The sequence below is a fragment of the Burkholderia sp. HAN2018 genome (assembly GCF_024704855.1).
Taxonomy (GTDB): domain Bacteria; phylum Pseudomonadota; class Gammaproteobacteria; order Burkholderiales; family Burkholderiaceae; genus Burkholderia; species Burkholderia cepacia.
Genome location: NZ_QOBB01000013.1, coordinates 17,432 through 41,085 on the forward strand (window position 1 = coordinate 17,432; position 23,654 = coordinate 41,085).

Here is a 23,654-nt window from a genome sequence, read left to right on the forward strand (position 1 = left end):
CGGCCCGACCATGACGACACTGAACGACTATCTCGAACAGAAGCGCGACGCCTGGCTCGCGAAAAAGGATGCCGCGCGCAACGATCCGGAATTCAAGGCGACGCCGCTGAAAGCGACCGTGCGTGCACTGGGCCGCAGCGGCGTGCGCGAGATCCGCATTCGCGATTTCCAGGTGATCAGCGACAGTCCGCCCGATTTTGCCGGCTACAACCTCGGGCCGGCGTCGCCTGAGTTGCAACTCGGCGTGCTCGGCAGTTGCCTGACGCACATCACGCTGATCCAGGCCGCGGAGCGTGGCCTGAAGATCGACTCGATCGAAGTCGAGGTGACCGGCGACCAGCATCCGCTCGCGCAGCAGCCGGGCTTCGAGCATGTGCCGGTGTTCCCGCACAACCTCCGCTACACGCTCGATATCGTGTCGCCCGAACCGCCGGAGACGATTCGTGCACTGCATCAGGCGGTCGAGGCCGTGTGCCCGATCTTCAACCTGTTGACGCTGCCGCAGACGATCGACGGCGAATTGCGGCATACGCACGGTTGAGCACGGTTGATGTGCGTCGGTGCACCGGCGCGTCGCGGCATTGCATGGGGCTGCGACGTGAGCGGGCACGCTCGATCTCCCGCGCACCCTGTTGGGGCGCCGATACGACGGCGATGCTCGCCGCACGCGCGTGACACTGCGGATGCGTTGCCCTGGCGTTGAACGTGTGCCGGATCGGGGTCGGGAGATGCCGGCGACGAATCGGTGATGAATCAGTCCGGAATCAGCCCGCGCGAATTCCGGATTCCTCATGCGGGTTGCCGTGCGTCAAACGCTTCGCTCCGCCGGCACGATCCTGAAGATGCTGGAACGCGTCCAGCAGCCGCGCGCGCAGCACGGCCAGCGACGGGTCGCGGCGGTCGCGCGGTCGTGCGGCCTCGACGTGGATCTCGTCGTCGACGCGGCCCGGGTCGGGCGCGAGCATCAGCACGCGATCACCCAGGTACAGCGCTTCGTCGAGATCGTGCGTGACGACGATCGCGGCCATCCGGTGCCGCGCGACGACATCGAGCAGCAGCGTCTGCAACCGCATCCGGGTCATCGCGTCGACCGCGCTGAACGGTTCGTCGAGCAGCAGCAGATCCGGTTCGCCGAACAGCCCGCGCGCGATCGCGGCGCGCTGGGCCATCCCGCCCGACAACGTGGCCGGCAATTGCCGGGCGACGCCGGCAAGGCCGACTTCGTCGAGCAGCCGGGCGACGGCCGGCGCGCGCCCGCCTCGCGGGCCGGCCGCAAAGCCGACGTTGTCCGCGATCGATAACCACGGCAGCAGTCGCGGCTCCTGGAAGATCACGCCGACGCGCGGGGAGGGGCCGTCGAGCGCGACGCCTCCCAGCTTCACGCTGCCGCGGAAATCCGTGTCGAGGCCGGCGACGATCCGCAGCAGCGTGCTCTTCCCGCATCCGCTCGGGCCGACCACGCAGACGATCTCGCCGCGCGTGACCTGCAGCGGGACGTCGGCGAGGATCGTGCGGTCGCCGTAATACTTGCGGGTGATGCGCAGGTCGAGCAGCGGTGTTGCCGCGTCCGCTGCCGTGTGTGAGGAAGCGCGCGTGCTCATGTCGACGCCTTGCGTTTCGCGTGATCGAATGCGTCGCGCCAGCCGAGCCAGTGCGACTCGATGCGTGCCATCGCGCCGTCGGTCAGCTTGCCGAGCAACGCCAGCAGAAGGATCGCGCCGAACACGAGATCGGGCCGCCCGGTCTCGCGGCCGTCGCTCAGCAGGAAGCCGAGGCCGCGCGTGGCCGCGATCAGCTCCGCGGCGACCATGAACATCCACGCGAGGCTGAGGCCGGTACGCAGGCCGGTGACGATCTGCGGCAGCGCGGCCGGCAGCAGGATTCGCCGGAACAGCGCGAGCGGGCCGAGCCGGTACACGGCGCCAAGCTCGACGAGCTTGCGGTCGACGTCGCGAATGCCGGAGACCACCGCGAGATGGACGGGGAAGAATGCGCCGATGGCGATCAGCGTGATTTTCGGTGCTTCATCGATGCCGAGCCACAGCAACAGCACCGGCACCCACGCGAGCGACGGAATCGCGCGCAGCGCCTGGAACGTCGGTTCGAGCAGCGCGTCGATCCGTCGGCTCAGGCCCATCGCCGCGCCGACGGCGAGCGCGAGTACGGCGCCGGCCGCGAAACCGGCCGCGACCCGCAGCGTACTCGCGCCGACGTGGCGCGCCACGCGCGTGATGCCCATGCCGGCGAGCGTGGCGAGAATCTCGCTCGGCGCCGGAACGAGATGGTCCGGCAGCCAGCCCTGGCGCACGACGACCTCCAGCAACGCGAGCACCGCGAACGGCAGCGCGAGGCCTGCGAGCCGCCATCGGCGAAGCGGATCGCGCCGGCCGGCGCGTGGCGACGCGGGGCGGCGAGGCGCGAGCGTGTCGTCGCGGGCGGCGCTGTTCGTCATGGGCGGCAGGCTCAGTGCGAAGCGGCGACGAGCGGGCGCACGAACGCCGGATCGATCAGCGTATCGACGATCTTCGCGGGATCGACGCCGGGCTTGGTCAACTGCTCGGCCGTCAGCACCGGCGCGGCCGCCTTCAGTGCCGCGCGCTGCGTTTCGCCGGGTACGGGGTCGCTGAAGTCGTTGCGCTGAAGTTGCAGTTTCGCCACCGGCAGCGACACCTTCGATTCGTCGGCGACGATCTGCGCGGTGTCGGCCGGATGCGCGACGATCCACTGCCGCGCGCGATCGTAGACCTTCAGTACGCGCGTGACCGCTTGCGGGTACTGGCTGGCGAAGGCATCGCGGACGTTCAGGAAACCGTAGGTATTGAACGCGACGTTGCGGTAGAGGAGGCGGGCGCCGTCGTCGAGCTGCGCCGCGGCCATGTGCGGATCGAGGCCGGCCCACGCATCGACCTGGCCGTTCGCGAGCGCGGTGCGCCCGTCGGGATGCTGCAGGTTGACGATCTCGACGTCGTCGCGGGTCAGGCCGACCGTATGCAGTGCGCGCAGCGTGAACAGGAACGGATCGGTGCCGCGCGTCGCGGCGATTTTCTTGCCCTTCAGGTCCGCGAGCGAGCGGATCGGCGAATCCTTGCGGACCACGAGCGCGGTCCACTCGGGGCGCGAGAACACGTAGACGGTATGGATCGGGTTGCCGTTCGCGCGTGCGAGCACCGACGCGAGACCCGCGGCGGAACCGAAGTCGACCGCACCGCTGTTCAGGTATTCGAGTGCGCGATTGCTGCCCAGGCTCAGCACCCAGCGAATCGACGTGCGGTCGGCCTTGAATTCGTCCTCGAGCCAGCCGAAGTGGCGGATCACCAGGCTCTCCGGCGAGTAGTACGCGTAGTCGACGCGGATTTCCGCGGGCGTCGCCGCGCGTGCGTGCACCGAGACGAGGCCGGCGAACGCGGCAATGACGAGGGCCGCGGATTGCCATGCGCGGGACCAGGACAGCTTCATCGGGGATTCTCCGGAAGAACGGCAACGAGCCGGGGACAGGCAGGGTGACCGGCTAATGTAGCGAAGCCGCGGGGTTTCGGTAACGAAGAAATCCGCGATTGAACATGCGCGTTGCTGATAAGCGCGAGCGGCGGGCAACTTTATGACGCGGGTCGATTAATTTATCGGTTTATATCGCTTGGGAGAACCGGATCGGAAGAACAGAATGCCTGCTGCCGGAGCTCGACGGCGTTGCGTGTCGAGAGGCGTGCAGTTGCGAAGGGTCGTTACCGGCCGCGATTGAACACGCACGACTTCCGGCTTCATGCGGACATCGCCGGCCCGTCGGCGGAAAACAAAGGAGTGCGATGAGTTCGATCGACCTGAATGCCGTCACCCCGGCTTCCTCCCCCATTCGCTCGGCAAGCGACGTCGCGCGCCTGATCAACACGGTGGACAGCTCCGTCAGTCATGCCCGGATGATCGTGCTGCTGGCGCTCGGCGGCGTCTTTCTCGATGCATACGACCTGACGACGCTGTCCTACGGGATCGACGACGTGGCGCGCGAATTCGGCCTGACACCCGCGCTGACCGGGCTGGTCGGGTCGGCGATCATGATCGGGACGATCTTCGGCAGCCTGATCGGCGGATGGCTGACCGACAGGATCGGCCGTTATCAGGTGTTCATGGCCGACATGCTGTTTTTCGTGGTCGCGGCGATCGCGGCCGGTCTTGCGCCCAATGTATGGGTGCTGATCGCCGCGCGCTTCGTGATGGGGCTCGGTGTCGGCATCGACCTGCCCGTCGCGATGGCGTTTCTCGCGGAATTCTCGAAGTTCAACGGTCGCGGCAACAAGGCGTCGCGGCTCGCCGCGTGGTGCCCGATGTGGTACGTGGCGTCGTCGGCGTGCTTCCTGCTGATCTTCGGGCTGTATTTCCTGCTGCCTGCCGAGCACGCGGGATGGCTTTGGCGCGCATCGCTGATCTTCGGCGCGGTGCCGGCCCTCGTCATCATCCTGTTCAGGAACGGCTTCATGAACGAATCGCCGCTGTGGGCCGCGAACCAGGGCGACCTGGCCAATGCCGCGAGGATCCTGCGCGAGTCGTACGGGATTCACGCACACGAGGCGGAGGACGCACGGCGCGCGCCGTGCCAGCCGCCCGTGCGCATTCGCGTGCTGTTCCAGCGCCCGTACCTGGGGCGCACGATCGTCGCCAGCGTGATGAACCTGTGCATCCCGTTCGAATACACGGCGATCGCATTCTTCCTGCCGTCGATCCTGTCGCAGTTTCTCGGTGCGGGCGTGTTCGAAACGATCGCGGCGTCGCTGGCGCTGAACGTGCTGTTTGCGTTCACCGGCGGTTTGCTGGGCATGCGCCTGGCCCATCGCCATGCGTCGCGCCATGTCGCGATCGCCGGTTTCGCGCTCCAGTTCGTCGCGCTCGTGGCGCTCGCGCTGGCCGGGCATCCGCATGGCGCACTCGCGATCGGCTTCGTGCTGCTGATGCTCGGCACCTGGCTGTTCGCCGAAGGTTTCGGGCCCGGCGCGCAGATGATGATCTATCCGACGCTGTCGTATCCGGCGTCGATCCGCGGCACCGGTGTCGGCTTCGGGCGGTCGCTGTGCGGCATCGGCCAGGCGCTGGCGCTGTTCGTGCTGCCGATCCTGCAGGCGCGTCTCGGCACGGACATGTTCTGGGTCGTCGCGATCAGCGCCGCGACGCCGATCGTGTTCCTGCTGATCGTGCGTTTTGAACCGACGGCGCGGGACATCGACGACGACGGCGCAGAGTGAAGGCGGTCGGGATCGTTCGTCGGCTGGAAAACGCGCGCGCTTTCTTTAGCGCACGCGTCGTCGTTACCGCGATATCTGCATTGCTGTCGATGCGCGAGTGCGCAGCCGGAACGCGCGGCGGAGCCGCAGCGCGTTTCTTCGAGTGAGGAGGAGAGCAGCGATCGGGCGAGGTGTCGGGCGAGCGGCCCGACGCACCGGTTGCTGCCTGTCGTGAAGCCGGCCGGCCCGCACACGGGCCGACCAGCCGCCGCGATGCCGTCCGCTCAGGCCGCTACCCGCTCGGCATCGCGCTTGACCTGCTCGATGTCGCGGAACTGCGCGGCCGGGTGTTCGTCCGGCAGCCGCGCCGACCCGCCGAACAGTTTCTCGCGCAGCGTGCCCGGCGCATAGCCGGTCGGATACACGCCGCGCCGCTGCAGTTCGGGGACGAGATGACGCACGACGTCCTCGAAGGTTTCGTGCGCGACCGCATACGCGAGGTTGAAGCCGTCCACGTCCGTGGCGGCGACCCATTCCTGCAGGATGTCCGCGACGGTCGCCGCCGAGCCGACGAACACCGGGCCCAGGCCGCCGATGCCGCCCCAGGCCGCCAGTTCCTCGATCGTCCATGCGGTGTCGCCGCCCGACAGATGCTCGACCGCCGACACGATCGCATTCGTCTCGACGCGCCGGACGGGATCGTTCGGCGCGTACTGGCCGAAGTCGATGCCGGTCCAGCCGGACATGAATACCAGCGAGCCGTCGTACGACACGTACTTGCGATATTCGTCGAACTTGGCCTGCGCCTTCTCGTCGGTTTCGTCGACGATCACGGTGACGAGGTTGTAGATCAATACCTTGCTCGCATCGCGCCCCGCGGCGGTGGCCTGCGCGCGCACGTCGGCCACGTAGCGCGCGAGCTGCGCGCGGGTCGGCGCGGCGACGAACACGCATTCGGCATGCTGCGCGGCGAACGCCTTGCCGGGGCCGGACGCGCCGGCCTGGAACAGCACCGGCGTGCGTTGCGGCGACGGCTCGCACAGGTGGTAGCCGGGCACGTCGAAGAAGCGGCCCTTGTGGCCGATCTCGTGCACCTTCTCCGGATGCGTGAACACGCGGCCGTCGCGGTCGCGCACTACCGCGCCGTCTTCCCAGCTCCCTTCGAACAGCTTGTACAGCACCTCGACGTATTCGGCCGCGACCGCATAACGGTCGTCGTGCGTGCGCAGGCCGTGGTCACCGATGTTCTTCGCGCCGCTTTCGAGGTAGGACGTGACGATGTTCCACGCGAGCCGGCCCTTCGTGTGATGATCGGCGGTCGACAGCCGGCGCGCGAACGTGTACGGGTGTTCGAACGTCGTCGACGCGGTGATGCCGATGCCGAGATGCTCGGTCGCCATCGCGATCGGCGCGGCGAGCTGCAGCGGATCGTTGACCGGGATCTGCGCGGCCTGGTGCAGCGCATGATAGTTGCTGCCCTTGTAGACGTCGTAGTAGCCGATCACGTCCGCGATGAAGATCGCGTCGAAGATCCCGCGCTCGAGCACGCGGGCGAGGTCGGTCCAGTAGTCGAGATCCTTGTACTGCCACGACCGGTCGCGCGGATGGGCCCACAGCCCGGGCGACTGGTGGCCGACGCAGTTCATCTCGAACGCGTTGAAGCGGATGGTCTTGCCGGTCTTGCTCATTGGGCGGCTCCGGTTTCTGCTTGCGTGCCCGCGCCGTTGCCGACCTGCCAGACGAACGGCGGCGTGCGCCCGTTGATGACCCAGTCGCCGACGATCCGCGCCTTGTAGACGAGCGGATTGTGCGATGACACGGTGCGCGCGTTGCGCCAGTGGCGGTCGAGCGCCGTCGTGCTGCGGGTGGCGGACGCCCCGAGCGCGTCGAACAGGTGCGTCGCCGCACGCAATACGAGTTCCGACACGACGAGCTGGCTCTGCGCGGATTCGATCTCGGCCGCGACGTTCGCGTCGTGCTCGGCCGCCGTGTCGCCGCCGAAGTGCGCTTCGTAGGCCCGTTGCAGCGGCTGCGCGGCGCGCTGCGCGAGCGCGTCGGCCGCGTAGGCCCACGACGCGATCTCGCCGACCACCTGCTGCAGCTGCGCGTCGTCGCCCGCACGCGATGCGTTGCCGTGGCTGTACACGCGGGTGCGGTGGCGCACCAGCTCGCCGGCGTCGCGCACGATCGCGTGGCCGATGCCGGCCAGCGTCGCGACGTGGAAGAGCTGGTAGAACGCGGTCTGGTACTTGAAGCGTCGCGCGAAGTCGATCACGTCCCGTGCGTCGACCGTCGCGTCCTCGAAGCGCGTGGTGCCGCTGCCGGTCGTCGTCTGGCCGAAGCCGTCCCAGTCGTCTTCGCGGATCACGCCGGGCTGCGCGGTCGCGACGGCGACGATCACGTCGCTGCCGTCGCTCGCGCGTTGCGCGAACACGTCGATCCAGTCGGCAAACAGGCTGCCGGTGCTGTAGAACTTCCGGCCGTTCAGCACGAGCCGGCCGTTCTTTTCCGACACCTTCGTGATGGTCTGGCCGAGCGACACGTCGCCGGTCTCGGTCCACGCATTGCCGACGAGCTGGCCGCTCGCGAAGCGGTCGAACCACGTCTGTCGATCGGCGCCGGGCGGCGCGTTCAGCCAGTCCTCGACGAACGCGAAGTGCCCGCGCAATGCCTGCGGCAGATTGGAATCGGCGGCGGCGAGCTCGGTCAGCAACTGGAACAGCTGCGGCAGCGATGCGCCGGCGCCGCCGTCGCGCACGGGCAGCCGGACGGCGCCGAAGCCGGCGGCCTTCAGCCAGCCGATCGCCTCGTGCGGCAGTTCGCGGCGGCGTTCGCGTTCCGCGGTGCCGGCCGCGATGCGTTCGAAGATCGGCCTGAAGCGGCTGGCAAGCGCGTCATAGTCGGTGCCGGTGGAAAGTTCGGTTGCGGCGGGAGATGAAGTCATGCGGTGGTCCTTGAAAGGCGGGGGCCGTCGATGCCGGCAGGCCAGTATAGGAAGCACGATGCGGACGATCCAATAACGGATTCGTACATCCTTATCGCTGCCGGGCATTACGCGGGCGACGCGCCGTGGCATCGATGCCGGGGTGTCGATATCGCTGCTGGCGCGCGGTTTTTTGCGCGCGGCGTGCCGCATCGTTTGCCGTTCAAAGGAATATCGTTGTGCGAATCGCTCGGTTTGCCGGCGCTCGGGGCGCTGCTAGATTGAACGTTTCCGTCAACCAGCAGGAGAGCCCGATGTCAGAGACGAGCGCCACGATCCAGGAACGACCGGCCGATACGCAACCGCAGGCGGCCAGCGTGATCGCCGACGACGCACAGGCCATCGCGGCCGCGCATGCGCTTGCGCAACGGCTCGCGCAAGGCGCGGCCGAGCGCGACCGGGAGCGCCGGTTACCGCGCGACGAGATCGAATGGTTCTCGCAGTCGGGGCTGTGGGCCATCACGGTGCCGAAGGCTTATGGCGGTGCGGGCGTCTCGCATGTGACGCTGACGGAGGTGGTGAAGATCGTCGCGGCGGCCGATCCGTCGCTCGGGCAGTTGCCGCAGAATCATTTCGGGCTGGTCGACGTGATCGCGCTGACCGGCACCGACGCGCAGAAGCGTCTCTTCTTCTCGGAAGTGCTGAGCGGCAAGCGGTTCGGCAACGGCTTTTCGGAGAAGGGCACGAAACACGTGCTCGACCTGAAGACGCGCGTGCGCCGGGACGGCGACGATTACGTCGTCGACGGCACCAAGTTCTATTCGACCGGAGCGCTGTTCGCGCATTACGTGCCGGTGCTCGGCCTCGACGACGAGCGCCGCGCGTGGCTCGCCTACATCCGCCAGCCGGCGCCGGGGCTGACCGTGATCGACGACTGGTCGGGATTCGGGCAGCGGACCACCGCGAGCGGCACGGTCGTGCTCGACAACGTGCGCGTGCCAGCGTCGCACGTGCTGCCGGCGCAGCGCGTGTCGGACCTGCCGACGCTGAACGGCCCGCTGTCGCAGATCATCCAGGCCGCGATCGACGCGGGCATCGCCAGGGCCGCGCTCGACGATACGCTGGCGTTCGTGCGCACACGCACGCGGCCGTGGGTCGACAGCGGCGTCGAGCGCGCGGCGGACGATCCGTTGACGATCCGCGAGATCGGCCATCTGCACATTCAGCTGCATGCGGCGGAGGCGTTGCTCGAGCGCGCGGCGCGCACGCTCGACGAGATCGCGGCGCGCGGCGACGTGACCGAGGATGACGTCGCGCGCGCGTCGGTGGCGGTGGGCGAGGCGAAGGTGCTGACGACGGAGATCGCGCTGCTCGCGGGCGAGAAGCTGTTCGAGCTGGCCGGCACGCAGGCGACGCTTTCCGAGCACAACCTCGACCGGCACTGGCGCAATGCACGCACGCATACGCTGCACGATCCGGTGCGCTGGAAATATCACCTCGTCGGCAACTACTACCTGAACGGCGTGCGCCCGGCGCGCCATGCGTGGAATTGAATCCGTTGCGATCGTGGCTGTTTCGCCCGGCGATGATTGATTGAACCGCCGCGGTCTGATGCATCCACACGATCTTGTGGCGAACCCGGCACCGCGTTCGACGCGCAGGCGCCGGGATCAACGGCGGATCGGGCTGTCAACCGTGTGCCGTGCGGCACTTGCGGCGATAATCGGCATCCCGACCTCGACTGCCGCCCCTCATGACCCTCCCTGCGTTCGCACCCTTTCAGGATCTGGCCAAGGCCCTGCTGGCTCACTGGAGCGGCGCCGACGGCGACGGTTCCCACGACACTTCGCATCTGCAACGCGTGTGGAAGAACGCGGCCGCGATCCACGCGAAGGAGGGCGGCGATGCCGAGGTGCTGTTCGCGGCGACATTGCTGCACGACTGCGTGGCGGTGGAGAAAGATTCCCCGCTTCGCGCGCAGGCATCGCGGCTGTCGGCGCAAAAGGCCGGGCAGGTGCTGAAGTTGCTGGATTGGCCGGACGCGAAGATCGACGCCGTTGCTCACGCGGTCGAGGCGCACAGCTTCTCGGCCTGTGTCGTGCCGACGACGCTCGAAGCAAAGGTGTTGCAGGACGCCGACCGGCTCGATGCGATCGGCATGGTGGGCGTCGCGCGGTGCTTTTATGTCGCGGGCCGGATGGGCAGCGCGCTGTACGACCCGGCCGATCCGCACGCATCGGAACGGGAACTCGACGACACGCGTTTCGCGATCGATCACTTCCGCACGAAACTGCTGAGGCTTTCAACCGGTTTCCAGACCGTCACCGGTACCCGGATGGCGATCGTTCGTCGCGACCGGTTGCAGCGCTTTCTCGACGAATTTGCAGACGAGATATGATCCGGCCGCGCGTGACGAAGCGGCCCGGTACTATCGGCGCATGGAGCGCGTGCTGGCGGATCGCGAGTTTCTGGCCGGCGCGTATTCGTACGCCGACATCGCGTTCTACATGGCGCAGTTGTTCGGTGCGCGCAAGGGCGCACCGATGACGGATGAAACGCCGCGCCTGCTCGCGTGGCGCGAGCGGATGATCGCGCGTCCCGCCGTGCGCAAGGTCGCCGGTGCGATGGCTGGGTATCTCGCCTCGATCGGAGAGGCGGTTCCCGATTTTCTTCGCGGGGTCGATTCGCTGCTGTCGGGAGCGGACAGGCGCGGGAAGACGGCCTTCGACGACGATTGCCGCTGAAGGCCGCGTCGGCGCTTTCCGTGTTCAGCCGCGGATGAACGCGAGCAGGTCGGCGTTGATCGTGTCGGCGTTGGACGTGGGCATGCCGTGCGGGAAGCCCTTGTACGTCTTCAGCGTGCTGTTCCTCGCCAGTTTCGCCGACAGGAGACCGGAATCGGCATACGGGACGATCTGGTCGTCGTCGCCATGCATCACGAGAACGGGAATCGTGGTGCTTTTCAGGTCTTCGGTGAAGTCGGTCTGCGAGAACGCGACGATGTCGTCGTAGTGGGCCTTCGCGCTGCCCATCATGCCCTGCCGCCACCCGTTCCGGATGACGCCTTGCGACGGTCTGGCGCCGTCGCGGTTGTAGCCGTAGAACGGGGCGGCCGTCCCGACGCGATCCGACGCGCCCCTCTATTCCGGTCCTTGACATTAAAGTTGACTTCAATCCTAGAGTGCTTGCTGACGGCGGTGAGTCAGCGGGCTTCGGGTGTTGCCTGCCACGGTCGATCATCGACGAGAGGCGACGAACATGGACAGGCGGTTTACACAGGTCGAATTCGGGCCGCACACGGTCGACGTGCCCGAAGGCGGGTACTACGACCGGTTCCGGATGAATCCCGACCTCGACGAGGTGGCGCGCGATCCCGCCGCGGGGAACATCGATTTTTTCCGTCGGATTCCGAAGCGTCAGGTCGCTTCGCGGGTCGGCCCGACCTGGGCACCGAATTTCTACTACCGTTCCAGCAGCATCCAGCTACTGTTCCTTGCGCCGCTCGAACGCCTGCGGACCACGCTGCCGGTGCCGCTCGAACCGCTGCGTGCGCTGCCCGGGTACGGGCTGGTCGCGCTGACCTTCTTCTCGTATTCGGTATGCGACAACGATCCGTATGACGAAGTGTCCGTCGCGGTGGTCATCCGCCGGCCCGGCGCGACAGGGTCGCACGCGCGCGAGCTGATCGATTCGATGCGGCGCCGGAGCTTCTTCGCGCATGTGCTGGCGCTGCCGGTCACCACGGAAATCGCGCGAGTGCGCGGCGTGCACGGTTATCAGTTGCCCAAGTGGCTCGCCGACATCGACGTGCACCTCGGCACCACCGCCCGCGCCCGCATCGCCGGCCCGGGAGGCCGGCCGGACCTGAGCCTGAGCGTGCCGCTGCCGGCACTGACCCACGTTGCATCGCAGTCGCATATGGGCTCGACGACGATGATCAATCGCATCGACGGCGAATGGCACCAGACATCGGTGCAGACGAATGCGCTATCGTTCGCCCAGCGCCTGTTGCCGCGCAACGTCGAGCTCGTGCGGCACGGCGGCCCGTTGAGCCAGCTGCTCGACGGGCTGGGCGCGTCCACCATCCTGCGTCTCGACGTGGTGAAGGACGCGCAACTGGTCCTGAACCTGCCGACTCCGTTGAAGGCCTTCGATGCACCCGGAAAGCAACGCTGACGCCACGTCCGTTCGCGGCACGCCCGCGCCGAAGGAATCGCCCATGAGGAACCGCCCATGACCCGGCCGACCTACGATCTCGTTGTATTTGGCGCCACCAGTTTCGTCGGGCAGATCCTGGCCCGTTACCTGTCCGAGTACCTGTCGGGCTCCGGCGAGACGCTGCGCTGGGCCATCGCCGGCCGCTCCGAAGCGAAGCTCGGGCAGGTCAAGGATACGCTGGGTGCGGCCGGGCAGCCGGTGCCGATCATCGTTGCCGATGCGGCCGACGAAGCGCAGCTTCGAGCACTCTGCGCGCAGACGCGCGTTGTCGTGTCCACCGTCGGCCCCTATGCGCTTTACGGGGAGCCGCTGGTCAGGGTCTGCGCGGAAACCGGCACCGACTACTGCGACCTCACCGGCGAGACGCAGTGGATCAAACGGATGATCGACAGGTACGAGCCGGCGGCGCGGCAATCCGGCGCGCGCATCGTCCATTGCTGCGGCTTCGATTCGGTGCCGTCGGACATGGGCGTGTTCTTCCTGCAGCAGCAGGCGCGGCAGCGATGGGGCGTGCCGGCCGCGCAGGTGAAGATGCGCGTCAGGACACTGAAGGGCGGTGCGTCGGGCGGCACGGTGGCGAGCGTGATCAACGTCGTCCGCGAAGCGGCCGCCGATCCCGCGTTGCGCAGGGAACTGCTCGATCCTTATTCGCTGTGCCCGAAGGGGCACGGCTTCACGGTACGCCAGCATGCGGTGCGATCCGCGGCGTTCGATCGCGACTTCGACGCATGGATCGCGCCATTCGTGATGGCGGCGATCAACGAGCGTGTCGTGCACCGCTCCAATGCGCTGGCCGGCAACGCGTACGGCAGCCGCTTCACGTATGACGAAGCGGTGATGACGGGCACGGGCCTCAAGGGCCGCCTGACGGCGCTGACGATGGTGGCCGGCCTCGGCGCGTTCATGGTCGGTTTCCTCATCAATCCGGTGCGCAGCCTGATGGAGCGTTTCGTGCTGCCGAAGCCCGGCGAGGGGCCGAGCGCGGCCGCCCAGCTGGCCGGCCGCTACGATTTGCGTTTCTTCGGTCGTGCCGACGACGGGCGGACTTTGCGCGTGAAAGTCACCGGCGACCGCGATCCGGGCTATGGCTCCACCGGCAAGATGCTTGGCCAGGCCGCGATCGGTCTCGCACTGGATTACAGCGTAGACGGCGTCAAGACCGGCCGCGGCGGCGGCTTCTGGACGCCCGCGACGATGTTCGACGAGCGCTACATCGAGCGCCTGGTTCGCCACGCGGGGCTGCGTTTCGACGTGATTTGAGTGCGCGCTCCGTCGGCCCTGCGACAGGAAGCCGATAAAGCTCGGATAACGAATCAATTTCAGGAGACAACCTGCAGTCACGACGGGACGGATGGCCGGATGCGATCCGGCGAAGGAGTATCGGAACATGAAGATCGGGGAACTGGCGGAACGCACCGGCCTTACTCTTTCGCGCATCCGCTTCTACGAGCGCATCGGTCTGTTGACACTCGTCGCGCGCGAAGCGAACGGCTATCGCTCCTATCCGCAGGAAGCGGTGACGGCGCTCGATCTGATCACGGCCGCGCAGAAGGCGGATTTCAGTCTCGACGAGATTCGCACGCTGGTTCCGGCCGGCCTCGCGCAGTGGCCGTGCGATTCGTCGCTGGAGGCGCTGCACCGCAAGGTGCGGGACATCGAGGCACTGGAGGCGCGGCTGGCGCGCAGCAAGGCGCAGGTCATGTCGCTGATCGCCGAAATAGCGGCGAAGCCGGCGTCGGTCGATTGTCCAACCCATGCGAAACGATTGCTGTCGCGGCTCCCGCCGGGGAATGCGGCGGAGGGCGGCGAGGCCGCCGCCGGATTGTCGGATGGCAGTACACATACCCATGGCCTCGATACGCTGCCGAGGCGAACCATAACCTTTAAGCAAAGTTGAAGGTCAAGACCCTTTCGTTTTCGCCTTTGTTTTCGTCTTCGCTGCCCGCGCAGGGCTGGCGGGCAGTATGAGTCCGTCCAGCAAGGTTGTCAGCGCATCTTCGATCGCGTGATCGCCGACCTTCTCGCGCACCAGCCGCCGGTCGATCGCCAGCATCGTCAGGCCATGCAGATGCGCCCAGCAGGCGGTCGCCTGGCCGAGCGCCGGGCGCGGGCGGATCGTGCCGGCGCGCTGGCCGTGTTCCAGGATGTCGACGACCAGCAGGAAAGGCGCCTGCACGCGCGGATCGAGATGGATGTCAGAGGGCTCCCCGGCATCCGCGGCAAACATCAGTCGATAGAGATCCGGGTTGCGCTGCCCGAACGCGAGATGGGCATACGCGAGCGCCAGCAGCACGTCCGGTGCGCTCGCCGAGGGATCGATGGACGCGGCGAGCTCGTCGCGCAGGCGGTCGAAGCCGATCAGCGCGAGCTCGTGCAGCAACGCGGCCTTGTCCGGGAAATGCCGGTACGGCGCGGAGTGGCTGACGTTCGCGCGCCGCGCGATTTCGCGCAGCGTGAACTGCCAGCCCTGCTGCTCCTGCAGCGTGTCGAGCGCCGTTTCGATGATCGCGCGACGCAGATCCCCGTGGTGATAAGCCTTTTGCCCGGCGTCCGCATCCTCATCCGACGACATCGTGTTGCTCCTATGTTGACAGGGGACACATTGTGGTCCTATGATCCGCCGCATGCAAGTTGACAGTGTCTACATCGACGCAACCGCGTGAGGTGCACCATGGCCGTTTCCGCAGAATCCATCTCGAGCTTCGACCCGGCGGTGCTGCTGGCCCGCCAGCGCAACGCGTTCGTCAGCGAGGGGCCGCCGACCTTGCAGCAGCGCAAGGCCCGGCTCGCGCGGCTGCGCGCCGTGGTGCTGGCGTATCGCCGCGAAGTGGAGGAGGCGATCAGCGCCGATTTCGGGAATCGCTCGCGGCACGAGACCGCGATCATGGAACTGGTCGGCGTGATCCAGGCGATCGACTACCTGACGCGCAACCTGCGCCGCTTCACGAAGCCGCAGCGCCGGCACGTCGGGATTTTCTATCGGGCCGGGCAGGCTCACGTGGAGTACCAGCCGTTGGGTGTGATCGGCGTGATGGCGCCGTGGAATTACCCGTTCTCGCTCACCTTCATTCCGCTGGCGACCGCGCTGGCCGCGGGCAATCGCGCGATGCTCAAGCCGTCGGAACTGACGCCGCGCACCAGCGAGGTGATGCGCCGGATGCTCGCGGAGACCTTCCCGAGCGAAGAAGTCGCGGTCGTGCTCGGCGGCCCGGAAGTCGGTGCGGCCTTCAGCGGCTTGCCATTCGACCATCTGCTGTTTACCGGCAGCACGCAGGTGGGCCGCAAGGTCATGAAGGCGGCCAGCGAGAACCTGGTGCCGGTGACGCTCGAACTCGGCGGCAAGAGCCCGGCGATCGTCGCGCGGGGGCATGTCGATGGCCGGACGATGTCGAGCATCGTGTTCGGCAAGCTGTCGAACGGCGGACAGACCTGCGTGGCGCCCGACTATGCGCTGGTGCATGAAGACGACCTGGACGCGTTCGTCACGCAATACGATGCGGCCGTCGCGCGCTTCTATCCGGACGGGCCGACGAGCCCGGATTACACGTCGATCGTCAGCGACCGGCATTACGATCGCCTGAAGGGGCTCGTCGACGAAGCGCGCAGCAAGGGCGCGCGCGTGATCGAGGCGGGCGTGAGCCCGCAGCAGGCGGCGACCCGCAAGCGGACGATCGCGCCCACGCTGATCGTCGGCGCCGGCGACGATACGGCCGTCATGCAGGAAGAAATCTTCGGGCCGATCCTGGCGGTGCGCACGTATCGCACGATCGACGAAGTCGTCGACTACGTGAATGCGCGTCCGCGTCCGCTCGTGCTGTATTACTTCGGTGCGCAGGACGGCGACTGCGAGTCGCTGCTCAAGCGCACCACGTCGGGCAATGTCGGCATCAACAACACGCTCCTGCATGTCGCGCAGGAAGACCTGCCGTTCGGCGGCGTCGGTCCGAGCGGGATGGGCGCGTATCACGGCATCGAGGGATTCCGCGCGATGAGTCACGCGAAGGGCGTGTTCGTGCAGGGGCGCTGGAACCTGCCGAGCCTGCTGCGCGCGCCGTTCGGCAAGCTCGCGGATCTCTCGCTGGCGGCGCTGCTCGGGCGGAGCCGGGAGCCGGTGGGCGTGCGCGCGGGATTGAGCGCCAAGCGCTGAACGCGGCCGCACGATGCCTGCTAGGGCGTAGTGCGCTTGCCCGCTCCCGTGCGAACGGCGGCTTCGTCGAAGATCGTCGCGGCGAATTCGACCGCGGCCGGCATCCGCGCGTCATGCATCAGCACGAATTCGACTTCCGGCAGTTCCGGCAAGCCGTCGGCCACGCCGAGTTCCCGGAACGTGCCGTCGATCGCGCTGCGCGGTACCGGCGCGATGGCGATGCCGGCGCGCACGCATGTCCGGATGCCGGCGACGCTCGGGCTTTCGCATGCGATCCGGTAGCGCAGGTCGGCCAGCGCGAGCGCCTTGAGGGCGGCGCCCCGGTACGGGCAAGGATCGGGGAAGCACGCGAGCGGCACCTCGCCTTCCGGCAACCGCTCGTGGCGCGCAAATGCCCAGACGAGCGGCTCTTGCCACAACGTCGCGCCCTGATCCGTGTGCGCGCACCGGCTGCCGATCACGAGATCGAATTCGCCGTCGGCATGCCGCCGAAACAGGCTGTCGCCGATGTCGACCGTCAGATCCAGCCGCAAGCCGCGCCGCGTGACCGAGTGGCGGCGCATCACGTCCGGCAGCCAGCCTTCCGCGAAATCCTCCGATGCGCCGATGCGCAGCCGGGTATCGGCTGCGTCGCCGGCTCCCAGCCGAGCCCTCGCTTCCCCGCTCAGATTGAGCATCGCGCGCGCGTAACCGAGCAGCGTCAGGCCATGCGCGGTGAGCGTGACGCTGCGCGTATTGCGCACGAGCAGCGCCTGGCCGACCTGTTCTTCGAGACGAACGATCTGGGCGCTGACCGCGGACTGGCTGAGATTCAGCCTGCGACCGGCGCCGGTGAAACTCCGCACGTCGGCGACCGCGACGAACGTCTGAAGCAGCGCCGTGTCGAGAGGACTCTCCATTGATCACAAATCCAGGTTAATTCAATCAATTAATATCGTTTCCAAATTATAAGCGGGCTCGATACGCTGCGAACCGTAGTGGGCGACCGCGCATCCGGCGCGTCGCCGTCACTCCTGGCAAGGACCGGCTCCATGACATGCGTGCTCTATATCGAAGGCTCACCCAACAAGGCATATTCCGCATCCATCGAAGTGTGCAATGCGTTTCTCGACGCGTACCGGCACGCGCATCCCGATCATGAAATACGGAAGCTCGACGTGTGGGATCTGGCGATGCCCGAATTCGACGAAGACGCGCTGGCCGCGAAATATGCGGGGCTGAGCGGCACCGCGTTGACACCGTCGCAGGCGGCGGCATGGCAGCGGATCGAGCAGCTCGCAGCGCCGTTCCATGCAGCGGACAAGTTCCTGTTCGGCGTGCCGCTGTGGAATTTCAGCATTCCGTACAAGCTCAAGCACCTGATCGATGCGATCTCGCAGAAGGACGTGCTGTTCACGTTCGACGACGCGGGCTTTACCGGCAAGCTGGCCGGGAAAAAGGCAGCCGTGGTCTACGCGCGCGGGCTCGGTTATCAGTCGCCGGGTTCATTTACGCCGGCCGCCGAGTTCGATCTTCAGCGCCCGTACATGGAAACCTGGCTCAGGTTCGTGGGCGTGACGGACGTCACCGGCATCGTCGTCGAGCGTACGTTGTTCGGTGCCGACGGAAAGGTCGATCGCAGCCGCGCGATCGACGAGGCCCGATCGATCGCGCGCGGGTTCTGACGCTGCCGCGCAGCGTATCCGGTGCGCCGGCGCGTCGGCGGTGTGCTCCCGGCGCTTGTGTCGGCGTGCGGCGCGGATGCCCGGATCAGCGCCCGCCGCGCGCGATGGCGAGCGCGACGCCGAAGCCGACGAGCAGGCATCCGAAGGTGCGGTCGATCCAGTGCCGCAGCGACAGCAGGCGATCGCGGACGGCCGTCGCGGAGAAGCACACGGCCACCAGACTGAACCAGCCGGCGTGCGCCAGCGCGATGAATGCACCGTAGCCGATCTGCACGATCAACGGTGTGTCGGGCCGCACGGCCTGCATGAACAGGCTGACGATGAACACCGTGGTCTTGGGGTTCAGCGCATTGGTCAGGAAGCCGGTGCGCAGCGCGGCCAGGTCCGACAGCGGTGCGGCCGGCGCGTCGGCCTGCCCGCTGCCGGCCTTCGTCATGAGCATCTTCACGCCGAGGTAGACCAGGTAGATCGCGCCGATCAGCTTGACGGCATTGAAGAGCCACAACGATTGCCGGATCAGCAGGCCGACGCCCAGCAGCGTGTAGCTCACGTGAACCGTCACACCCAGCCCGATACCCAGCGCGGTGAGCACGCCCGAGCGGCGCGACAGCATCAGGCTGTTGCGCGTGACCATCGCGAAGTCCGGGCCCGGGCTGATCACGGCCAGCAGCGTGATGGTGACTACGACTATCAGTTCGGTCATCGTCCTGTCCTTGCGATTGATGATTTGATGGCGCAATCTTATGGGTCATGTTTCAGCTGGAAAAGCGATGATTTCTGACCAGAATGGTGAGCTGGATTCACAATCGATGCGCGCGAACCTGCCTTCGCTGATGGCCCTGCGTTGCTTCGAGGCGGCGGCGCGTCACGAGAATTTCAGCCGCGCTGCCGACGAACTGTGCCTGACCCACGGCGCGGTCAGCCGCGCGGTGCGGCTGCTCGAGGACGACCTGGGCGTGGCACTGTTCCAGCGGCGCAGCCGGCGCGTGTTCCTGACCGACGCGGGCCGCAAGCTGGCGCAGGCGGTCCACGACGGGCTGGGGCTGATGCGTCACGCCGCGCAGGAATTGCGCACCGAGGCCGCCCGGGCGCGGCGCTGGGTCCTGTCGTGCGAGCCGACGCTTCTGATGCGCTGGCTGATTCCGCGCTGGCCGGATTTTCAGGCGCGACATGCGGGCGTCGACGTTCACCTGGCGGCCGCGGGTGGCCCGTTTTCATTCGACAGCGGCATCGACATGGCGATTCGACGCAACGACTTTGCGTGGCCGGCGGGTTACCACGCGGAGCGTCTGTTCGCGGAGCGGGTGGGGCCGGTTTGCCGGCCGGACAAGGTCGATGCGTGGTTTTCCGCTCGTCGCGGCGAGCGTTCGTTGAAGACTGACGTTCCGCAGTTGCATACGCGGACACGGCCGGACGCGTGGAAGGAATGGGCGGTTGCCGCGTATCAGCCGGCCGTGAGCGGGCGCGGGCAGGTGTTCGACCATTTCTACTTCAGCCTGCAGGCGGCGGTTGCGGGGCTGGGCGTCGCCATCGGCCCGTGGCATCTCGTTCGCGACGATATCGAAAGCGGCGTGCTGGTCGCGCCGATGGGGTTCGTCGAGGATGGTTCGCATTACTGCCTATTGACGCCGGAGCCGGTGGTGGCGGGCCGTGCACAGGCGGATGTGCTTGCGTGGTTGAGGGCGGTGGCCTGAGCGGCGCGCGGATGCCGGGGACGGGCGGTTGACGATGAGCGAGACCGGCTGCTTCCGATGTTGAAGCGGCGCGCTGACAGCCGGCTCGGCCAGCGCGATCGGGTGACCGTAGTCGCCGTCGCTACGGTCGGGCGTCCGGCGCGAACGTCCTGCCCGTCACGTCCACGATGAAGTCGATTGCCGCGCGAATCGTCGGCGCATGTCTGAGGTCGGCATGCACGACCAGCCAGAGATCCCGGGCGTACGGTTCCCCGTCGAACGGCAGGCGCTGCAACTTGGGATCGCCGTCGCCCATGAACACCGATGATGGGCGTGCTGATGGCCATGAGCATCGCTTCCGGCAGACTCACCGGCAGGCTCGGGGCGCGCACGTTGGCGACGGCCGGCCTGTCGATATCCGCGGTCGGGTATCTCGCGATGTGGCCGGCGATTGCCGTGCACTCCAACGCGCTGCTCGCGATACCGATGCTGCTGGCAGGCAGCGGCATCGCGCTGACGATACCGACGATCACGGACGCGGCGCTCGCGGCGGTGAGCGCCGCGCAGTCAGGGGTGGCGTCCGGGCTGTTGAATACGGCCCGGCAGGTGGGCGGCGTGTTGGGCGTCGCGCTGTTTGGTTTCTTCGTTCGGGCGGCAGACGGCGCGACGTTCGTTCACGGGATGGCGCGGGCGTTGATCGTTTCGGTTCTGTTGCTGGTGGCCGGTGCGGTGATGGCGTGGCGGAATCTGGGGCAGGCAGGGGCGCGAGGAATTCGGGCTCGCGGGGCGAGCCCTCAACGTCAATGACCGACCCGATAGACGCGACCGCTATGCACGCCTTCCACGCTGCGTCGATAGGCCATGGCCACACGTGACGCCGGCACGCTCTCGCAGCCGGGAAAGAACGGACCGAACCGATCCATGGATTCCGTCAGCACCGTCGGGCTCACGACGTTGATCCGGATGCCGCGCGGAAAATCGCACGCGGCCCCGCGCACGAATCCTTCAATTCCGGCATTCGATGCGGCGGCATGGGCGCCTTGCGCAATCGGATCATCGACCGCGATGCCCGAGGTCAGCGTGATCGACCCGCCGTCGACCAGATAGTGCTGGCCCACCAGTGCGATGCGCACCTGGCTCAGCAGCTTGTCCTGCAATCCCTTGTGGAAATCGGCCGCCGTCATCTTCTCGATCGGAGCAAGGATGACATTGCCCGCGGCGGCGACGATTGCGTCGACTTGCCCGATCTTCTCGAACAGCGCGCTCACGCTCTCGTCACGGGTGATGTCGACCTGATGGTCACCGGAGGTGCGACCCACGCGAACGACTTCGTGTCTTCCGTCACGCGCAAGCTCATCTGCCACGGCACGCCCGACGTCTCCGCCGGCGCCGATTAGAACGATCTTCATGGAACCACTCCTTTTCGGTTTCAGGTTGGAGCAGCCATTGTTCTTCGAACCAATATTGAGATAAATGTGCTCTAATTTCCGACACTACTAATCGCCAGTTCGCAATATGGACAAGCTGCGTTCAATGGAAACCTTCGTTGCCGTCGTGGAAGGGGGCAACTTCACCGAGGCGGCGCAGCGGCTTGGCATGTCGGCGGTCATGGTCGGCAAGTACGTGCGCGAACTTGAAGAGCGCCTCGGCGCGCGCATGCTGGAGCGCACCACGCGACGGCAGAGCCTGACGGATGCGGGGCGCGTGTTCTACGAAGACGCAAAGCGCGCGCTTGAACAGGTGCGGATCGCCGAGACATCGGTCGAGCGATTGCGTGCGTCGCCGTCCGGCACGTTGCGGATCAGCGCGCCGATTACCTTCGGTGCATGCGTCGTCGCGCCGCTGGCCGCGACGTTCCAGCAGATGCATCCGCTCGTGCGTATCGAGCTGGCGTTGAGCAATCGCGTCGTCGACCTGGTGGACGAGGGTTTCGATCTCGCCGTTCGAATTGGCGAACTGGGTGACGTCGACCTGATCGCAAAGCCGTTGACCATGTATCGCATGGTGATTTGCGCATCGCCCGGTTACCTCGCGCGGCATGGACGTCCGGAGACGCCGCAGGATCTGGGCATGCATCACTGCCTGTCTCACTCGGTGTGGAACGGCCGTAACGGGTGGAAGCTCGGCGGGTGGGACGGGCCGCAGGTTTCGCAGGATCCGGCCTTCACGTGCGACGACGGGAACGGGCTGCGCATGGCCGCCATCGCGGGCGCGGGATTGTTGCTGCAGCCTGAAGTTCTGGTGGCGCACGATCTGGCGAGTGGCGCGCTGGTGCCGGTGTTGCAAGCGTACTTGCCGGCGCCGCACCCGGTTCATGTCGTGTATCGGCACGATCGGCGACCATTGCCGAAGCTGACTCGTTTCGTCGAGCATTTGATCGAGCATGGTGCGGGGCGTTGAAGTCGAACGCAGGTAGCGATCGGGGATTCGTGGCGAATCGAATGTCGACAGGAAGCGACGCGTCGCTGGTGTCTATGTGTCAACTGAACCAACGGGAAGCAGGCGACGCGTTGCGAGTGCGTGGCACTTGAAAGCCGAAGCGATCGCCGCCCGCTGGCGCCGCGCCATTTCTGCGCGGCCGGGATTCCATTGGCGACCGCGTCGAGGTTGAACACCCGGGCTTCTAAGCGAGCGCGCGGTGGTACACGAAGCCGGCATTCGTTCCGCCGCCCCGACCTACGGCGATCTGAATATTGAGGTGTGCCATCGCCTCGAGATAACGGGCGTTGTTCAAGGGGCCGGTCACGACGGGCGCGAACCCCGCGCTTTCCGCGATCTCGGCGACCGTCGTGTTGGCCTGGACGTCGTTGCCCGCGATGAATGCCGTAACGGCATGGCCACCGCGATCGATGCGATCCGGCGTCATGATGTCGGCGAACACCGTGTTGAAGCACTTCACCAGACGCGCGCCCGGCAGCAGGTGGCCGATCGCCTCGGCTGCCGATCCGTCGGCCCCCAGCGGAAGTGGCGACCAGTCGTCCTTGAGCGCATTCGTTGCGTCAACAACGATCTTGCCGGCCAGCCGATGCGCAAGGGAGGGAAGTACCTCGGCGCACGCCTGATAGAGGACAGCGATGATGACAACATCACCATGCGTCGCGGCCTCTTCCAGCGACGCGATTCGGTACCGGGCGCCCGGGCGCGCCCTCGCGGGATTGCGCAAGCCGACTACCACATCATGTCCCGCCGCGACCAGCAATTCGGCCAGATTCCCGCCAAAGTTTCCACCGCCCAGGAATGCGATCTTCATGGCATGTACCTCACGATTGATTGGGTGGCATCATTCTTTCAATTCCGGTTTCTGCAATCAATTAGGTACCCGAGGGTAACCATGACGAAGAAGATCGAGTTGCCGCCCGATGCGTTCCTGAAAGTCTGTCCGTCACGCGCGGTGCTCGCGCGTATCGGGCAGAAGTGGACCGTGCTGGCCATGGTCGCGATGAAGGATGGGCCGATGCGTTTTGGCGACATCAAGCGCCGTCTGGAAGGTGTGTCGCAGAAGATGCTGACCCAGACGCTGCGCGCGATGGAGCGCGACGGACTGGTGGTGCGCAATGTCTACGACGAACTGCCGCTGCGTGTCGAGTACGCGCTGAGTTCTCTGGCCGGTACGCTGCTTCCGCTCGTCATCGATCTCAAGGCGTGGGCGGAGAATGCGCTCGCGACGATCGAGGCGAGTAATCGTGCGTTCGATCGTGAGCATGCGGAGTAGAGGGAGGGGGGCTGGGTGGGTTCAAGCCTTTTATGCGCTGGCGTGCTCGTTGTTCGCGCGGTCACTCGAGACGGGCGACGCACGCGTGTTTTCCGACGCGTGGGGAG

25 protein-coding genes and 1 pseudogene are annotated in these 23,654 nt (G+C 66.7%); 14 read left to right on the forward strand and 12 right to left on the reverse strand.

What is annotated here, in order from left to right:
* The first annotated feature begins 10 nt into the window (after positions 1-10).
* Positions 11-541: an OsmC family protein gene (locus DPV74_RS05015; RefSeq protein ID WP_021160217.1), complete on the forward strand. Its 531-nt coding sequence runs from the start codon at positions 11-13 to the stop codon at positions 539-541.
* Positions 542-764: 223 nt separating this feature from the next.
* On the opposite strand, the gene DPV74_RS05020 is transcribed toward DPV74_RS05015, so the two are convergent.
* The 3 genes from DPV74_RS05020 to DPV74_RS05030 are packed head-to-tail and all read right to left on the reverse strand — an operon-like array spanning position 765 to position 3,456.
* On the reverse strand, positions 765-1,601 hold the full coding sequence (locus DPV74_RS05020) for an ABC transporter ATP-binding protein (protein ID WP_240439924.1): 837 nt from the start codon (positions 1,599-1,601) through the stop codon (positions 765-767).
* Positions 1,598-2,452, reverse strand: a complete 855-nt coding sequence (locus tag DPV74_RS05025; RefSeq protein ID WP_205571887.1) for an ABC transporter permease — start codon at positions 2,450-2,452, stop codon at positions 1,598-1,600. The genes DPV74_RS05020 and DPV74_RS05025 overlap by 4 nt, the downstream gene beginning before the upstream one ends.
* An 11-nt stretch (positions 2,453-2,463) precedes the next feature.
* Positions 2,464-3,456, reverse strand: a complete 993-nt coding sequence (locus DPV74_RS05030) for an aliphatic sulfonate ABC transporter substrate-binding protein (protein WP_060085912.1) — start codon at positions 3,454-3,456, stop codon at positions 2,464-2,466.
* Between the two features lie 347 nt (positions 3,457-3,803).
* On the opposite strand from DPV74_RS05030, the gene DPV74_RS05035 reads away from it, so the two are divergent.
* The gene (locus DPV74_RS05035; protein WP_119336667.1) at positions 3,804-5,231 is read left to right on the forward strand and encodes an MFS transporter; all 1,428 of its coding nucleotides are present in this window, start codon (positions 3,804-3,806) and stop codon (positions 5,229-5,231) included.
* 263 nt (positions 5,232-5,494) lie between these two features.
* Here DPV74_RS05035 and DPV74_RS05040 read toward each other — a convergent pair whose 3' ends face one another.
* Complete coding sequence (locus tag DPV74_RS05040; protein ID WP_059693568.1) at positions 5,495-6,898, reverse strand: LLM class flavin-dependent oxidoreductase; 1,404 nt, start codon at positions 6,896-6,898, stop codon at positions 5,495-5,497.
* Positions 6,895-8,154 carry an acyl-CoA dehydrogenase family protein gene (locus DPV74_RS05045; RefSeq protein WP_119336668.1) on the reverse strand — a complete coding sequence of 420 codons (1,260 nt, stop codon included), beginning with the start codon at positions 8,152-8,154 and terminating at the stop codon, positions 6,895-6,897. The genes DPV74_RS05040 and DPV74_RS05045 overlap by 4 nt, the downstream gene beginning before the upstream one ends.
* A 293-nt stretch (positions 8,155-8,447) precedes the next feature.
* Between DPV74_RS05045 and DPV74_RS05050 the strand changes: the two genes are divergently transcribed.
* The 3 genes from DPV74_RS05050 (at position 8,448) to DPV74_RS05060 (ending at position 10,877) form a co-directional block, all read left to right on the forward strand.
* On the forward strand, positions 8,448-9,686 hold the full coding sequence (locus tag DPV74_RS05050; protein WP_034196241.1) for an SfnB family sulfur acquisition oxidoreductase: 1,239 nt from the start codon (positions 8,448-8,450) through the stop codon (positions 9,684-9,686).
* A gap of 200 nt (positions 9,687-9,886) precedes the next feature.
* The gene (locus DPV74_RS05055; protein ID WP_119336669.1) at positions 9,887-10,531 is read left to right on the forward strand and encodes an HD domain-containing protein; all 645 of its coding nucleotides are present in this window, start codon (positions 9,887-9,889) and stop codon (positions 10,529-10,531) included.
* The gene (locus DPV74_RS05060; RefSeq protein WP_374708951.1) at positions 10,515-10,877 is read left to right on the forward strand and encodes a glutathione S-transferase family protein; all 363 of its coding nucleotides are present in this window, start codon (positions 10,515-10,517) and stop codon (positions 10,875-10,877) included. Before DPV74_RS05055 ends, DPV74_RS05060 begins: the two co-directional genes overlap by 17 nt.
* A 24-nt stretch (positions 10,878-10,901) precedes the next feature.
* Here DPV74_RS05060 and DPV74_RS05065 read toward each other — a convergent pair.
* A pseudogene (locus DPV74_RS05065) lies at positions 10,902-11,246 on the reverse strand (alpha/beta fold hydrolase); the annotation flags it as partial.
* A gap of 145 nt (positions 11,247-11,391) precedes the next feature.
* On the opposite strand from DPV74_RS05065, the gene DPV74_RS05070 reads away from it, so the two are divergent.
* From DPV74_RS05070 to DPV74_RS05080, 3 genes are all read left to right on the forward strand, one after another.
* Entirely contained in the window at positions 11,392-12,309 is a 918-nt protein-coding gene (locus DPV74_RS05070) for an acetoacetate decarboxylase family protein (RefSeq protein ID WP_119336670.1), read from the forward strand.
* A 57-nt stretch (positions 12,310-12,366) separates the two neighbouring features.
* A complete protein-coding gene (locus DPV74_RS05075) occupies positions 12,367-13,611 on the forward strand; it encodes a trans-acting enoyl reductase family protein (RefSeq protein ID WP_119336671.1) in 1,245 nt (414 codons plus the stop codon).
* A gap of 127 nt (positions 13,612-13,738) precedes the next feature.
* Positions 13,739-14,248, forward strand: a complete 510-nt coding sequence (locus DPV74_RS05080) for a MerR family transcriptional regulator (RefSeq protein WP_119336698.1) — start codon at positions 13,739-13,741, stop codon at positions 14,246-14,248.
* 3 nt (positions 14,249-14,251) lie between these two features.
* Here the strand turns inward: DPV74_RS05080 and DPV74_RS05085 are convergent, their stop codons facing one another.
* Positions 14,252-14,977 carry a TetR/AcrR family transcriptional regulator gene (locus tag DPV74_RS05085; protein WP_226160044.1) on the reverse strand — a complete coding sequence of 242 codons (726 nt, stop codon included), beginning with the start codon at positions 14,975-14,977 and terminating at the stop codon, positions 14,252-14,254.
* 45 nt (positions 14,978-15,022) lie between these two features.
* Between DPV74_RS05085 and DPV74_RS05090 the strand changes: the two genes are divergently transcribed.
* A complete protein-coding gene (locus tag DPV74_RS05090) occupies positions 15,023-16,498 on the forward strand; it encodes a coniferyl aldehyde dehydrogenase (protein ID WP_119336672.1) in 1,476 nt (491 codons plus the stop codon).
* A 20-nt stretch (positions 16,499-16,518) separates the two neighbouring features.
* Here the strand turns inward: DPV74_RS05090 and DPV74_RS05095 are convergent, their stop codons facing one another.
* Entirely contained in the window at positions 16,519-17,397 is an 879-nt protein-coding gene (locus tag DPV74_RS05095; RefSeq protein ID WP_119336673.1) for a LysR substrate-binding domain-containing protein, read from the reverse strand.
* A 132-nt stretch (positions 17,398-17,529) separates the two neighbouring features.
* On the opposite strand from DPV74_RS05095, the gene DPV74_RS05100 reads away from it, so the two are divergent.
* Positions 17,530-18,162: an FMN-dependent NADH-azoreductase gene (locus DPV74_RS05100; RefSeq protein ID WP_059682988.1), complete on the forward strand. Its 633-nt coding sequence runs from the start codon at positions 17,530-17,532 to the stop codon at positions 18,160-18,162.
* A gap of 85 nt (positions 18,163-18,247) precedes the next feature.
* Here the strand turns inward: DPV74_RS05100 and DPV74_RS05105 are convergent, their stop codons facing one another.
* Positions 18,248-18,865: a LysE family translocator gene (locus tag DPV74_RS05105; protein WP_060085921.1), complete on the reverse strand. Its 618-nt coding sequence runs from the start codon at positions 18,863-18,865 to the stop codon at positions 18,248-18,250.
* 67 nt (positions 18,866-18,932) lie between these two features.
* Between DPV74_RS05105 and DPV74_RS05110 the strand changes: the two genes are divergently transcribed.
* The gene (locus DPV74_RS05110; RefSeq protein ID WP_119336674.1) at positions 18,933-19,856 is read left to right on the forward strand and encodes a LysR family transcriptional regulator; all 924 of its coding nucleotides are present in this window, start codon (positions 18,933-18,935) and stop codon (positions 19,854-19,856) included.
* A 121-nt stretch (positions 19,857-19,977) separates the two neighbouring features.
* On the opposite strand, the gene DPV74_RS05115 is transcribed toward DPV74_RS05110, so the two are convergent.
* Complete coding sequence (locus tag DPV74_RS05115) at positions 19,978-20,151, reverse strand: hypothetical protein (RefSeq protein WP_175864759.1); 174 nt, start codon at positions 20,149-20,151, stop codon at positions 19,978-19,980.
* A gap of 8 nt (positions 20,152-20,159) precedes the next feature.
* Between DPV74_RS05115 and DPV74_RS05120 the strand changes: the two genes are divergently transcribed.
* Complete coding sequence (locus DPV74_RS05120; protein ID WP_240439925.1) at positions 20,160-20,642, forward strand: MFS transporter; 483 nt, start codon at positions 20,160-20,162, stop codon at positions 20,640-20,642.
* Here DPV74_RS05120 and DPV74_RS05125 read toward each other — a convergent pair.
* Entirely contained in the window at positions 20,636-21,244 is a 609-nt protein-coding gene (locus DPV74_RS05125; RefSeq protein WP_119336675.1) for a short chain dehydrogenase, read from the reverse strand. The two genes, DPV74_RS05120 and DPV74_RS05125, sit on opposite strands and share 7 nt — an antisense overlap.
* A gap of 106 nt (positions 21,245-21,350) precedes the next feature.
* Here DPV74_RS05125 and DPV74_RS05130 point away from each other — a divergent pair, with 106 nt between their 5' ends.
* On the forward strand, positions 21,351-22,235 hold the full coding sequence (locus DPV74_RS05130; RefSeq protein WP_119336676.1) for a LysR family transcriptional regulator: 885 nt from the start codon (positions 21,351-21,353) through the stop codon (positions 22,233-22,235).
* 223 nt (positions 22,236-22,458) lie between these two features.
* On the opposite strand, the gene DPV74_RS05135 is transcribed toward DPV74_RS05130, so the two are convergent.
* On the reverse strand, positions 22,459-23,085 hold the full coding sequence (locus DPV74_RS05135; RefSeq protein WP_119336677.1) for an NADPH-dependent F420 reductase: 627 nt from the start codon (positions 23,083-23,085) through the stop codon (positions 22,459-22,461).
* Positions 23,086-23,166: 81 nt separating this feature from the next.
* Between DPV74_RS05135 and DPV74_RS05140 the strand changes: the two genes are divergently transcribed.
* The gene (locus DPV74_RS05140; protein WP_034196196.1) at positions 23,167-23,547 is read left to right on the forward strand and encodes a helix-turn-helix domain-containing protein; all 381 of its coding nucleotides are present in this window, start codon (positions 23,167-23,169) and stop codon (positions 23,545-23,547) included.
* The last annotated feature ends 107 nt before the right edge of the window (positions 23,548-23,654 follow it).

Coding starts and splice junctions, on each gene's coding strand:
- DPV74_RS05015 (WP_021160217.1), top strand. CDS start 11: ATGACGACACTGAACGACTATCTCGAACAGAAGCGCGACGCCTGGCTC.
- DPV74_RS05020 (WP_240439924.1), bottom strand. CDS start 1,601: ATGAGCACGCGCGCTTCCTCACACACGGCAGCGGACGCGGCAACACCG.
- DPV74_RS05025 (WP_205571887.1), bottom strand. CDS start 2,452: ATGACGAACAGCGCCGCCCGCGACGACACGCTCGCGCCTCGCCGCCCC.
- DPV74_RS05030 (WP_060085912.1), bottom strand. CDS start 3,456: ATGAAGCTGTCCTGGTCCCGCGCATGGCAATCCGCGGCCCTCGTCATT.
- DPV74_RS05035 (WP_119336667.1), top strand. CDS start 3,804: ATGAGTTCGATCGACCTGAATGCCGTCACCCCGGCTTCCTCCCCCATT.
- DPV74_RS05040 (WP_059693568.1), bottom strand. CDS start 6,898: ATGAGCAAGACCGGCAAGACCATCCGCTTCAACGCGTTCGAGATGAAC.
- DPV74_RS05045 (WP_119336668.1), bottom strand. CDS start 8,154: ATGACTTCATCTCCCGCCGCAACCGAACTTTCCACCGGCACCGACTAT.
- DPV74_RS05050 (WP_034196241.1), top strand. CDS start 8,448: ATGTCAGAGACGAGCGCCACGATCCAGGAACGACCGGCCGATACGCAA.
- DPV74_RS05055 (WP_119336669.1), top strand. CDS start 9,887: ATGACCCTCCCTGCGTTCGCACCCTTTCAGGATCTGGCCAAGGCCCTG.
- DPV74_RS05070 (WP_119336670.1), top strand. CDS start 11,392: ATGGACAGGCGGTTTACACAGGTCGAATTCGGGCCGCACACGGTCGAC.
- DPV74_RS05075 (WP_119336671.1), top strand. CDS start 12,367: ATGACCCGGCCGACCTACGATCTCGTTGTATTTGGCGCCACCAGTTTC.
- DPV74_RS05080 (WP_119336698.1), top strand. CDS start 13,739: ATGAAGATCGGGGAACTGGCGGAACGCACCGGCCTTACTCTTTCGCGC.
- DPV74_RS05085 (WP_226160044.1), bottom strand. CDS start 14,977: ATGCGGCGGATCATAGGACCACAATGTGTCCCCTGTCAACATAGGAGC.
- DPV74_RS05090 (WP_119336672.1), top strand. CDS start 15,023: ATGGCCGTTTCCGCAGAATCCATCTCGAGCTTCGACCCGGCGGTGCTG.
- DPV74_RS05095 (WP_119336673.1), bottom strand. CDS start 17,397: ATGGAGAGTCCTCTCGACACGGCGCTGCTTCAGACGTTCGTCGCGGTC.
- DPV74_RS05100 (WP_059682988.1), top strand. CDS start 17,530: ATGACATGCGTGCTCTATATCGAAGGCTCACCCAACAAGGCATATTCC.
- DPV74_RS05105 (WP_060085921.1), bottom strand. CDS start 18,865: ATGACCGAACTGATAGTCGTAGTCACCATCACGCTGCTGGCCGTGATC.
- DPV74_RS05110 (WP_119336674.1), top strand. CDS start 18,933: ATGATTTCTGACCAGAATGGTGAGCTGGATTCACAATCGATGCGCGCG.
- DPV74_RS05115 (WP_175864759.1), bottom strand. CDS start 20,151: ATGGGCGACGGCGATCCCAAGTTGCAGCGCCTGCCGTTCGACGGGGAA.
- DPV74_RS05120 (WP_240439925.1), top strand. CDS start 20,160: ATGATGGGCGTGCTGATGGCCATGAGCATCGCTTCCGGCAGACTCACC.
- DPV74_RS05125 (WP_119336675.1), bottom strand. CDS start 21,244: ATGAAGATCGTTCTAATCGGCGCCGGCGGAGACGTCGGGCGTGCCGTG.
- DPV74_RS05130 (WP_119336676.1), top strand. CDS start 21,351: ATGGACAAGCTGCGTTCAATGGAAACCTTCGTTGCCGTCGTGGAAGGG.
- DPV74_RS05135 (WP_119336677.1), bottom strand. CDS start 23,085: ATGAAGATCGCATTCCTGGGCGGTGGAAACTTTGGCGGGAATCTGGCC.
- DPV74_RS05140 (WP_034196196.1), top strand. CDS start 23,167: ATGACGAAGAAGATCGAGTTGCCGCCCGATGCGTTCCTGAAAGTCTGT.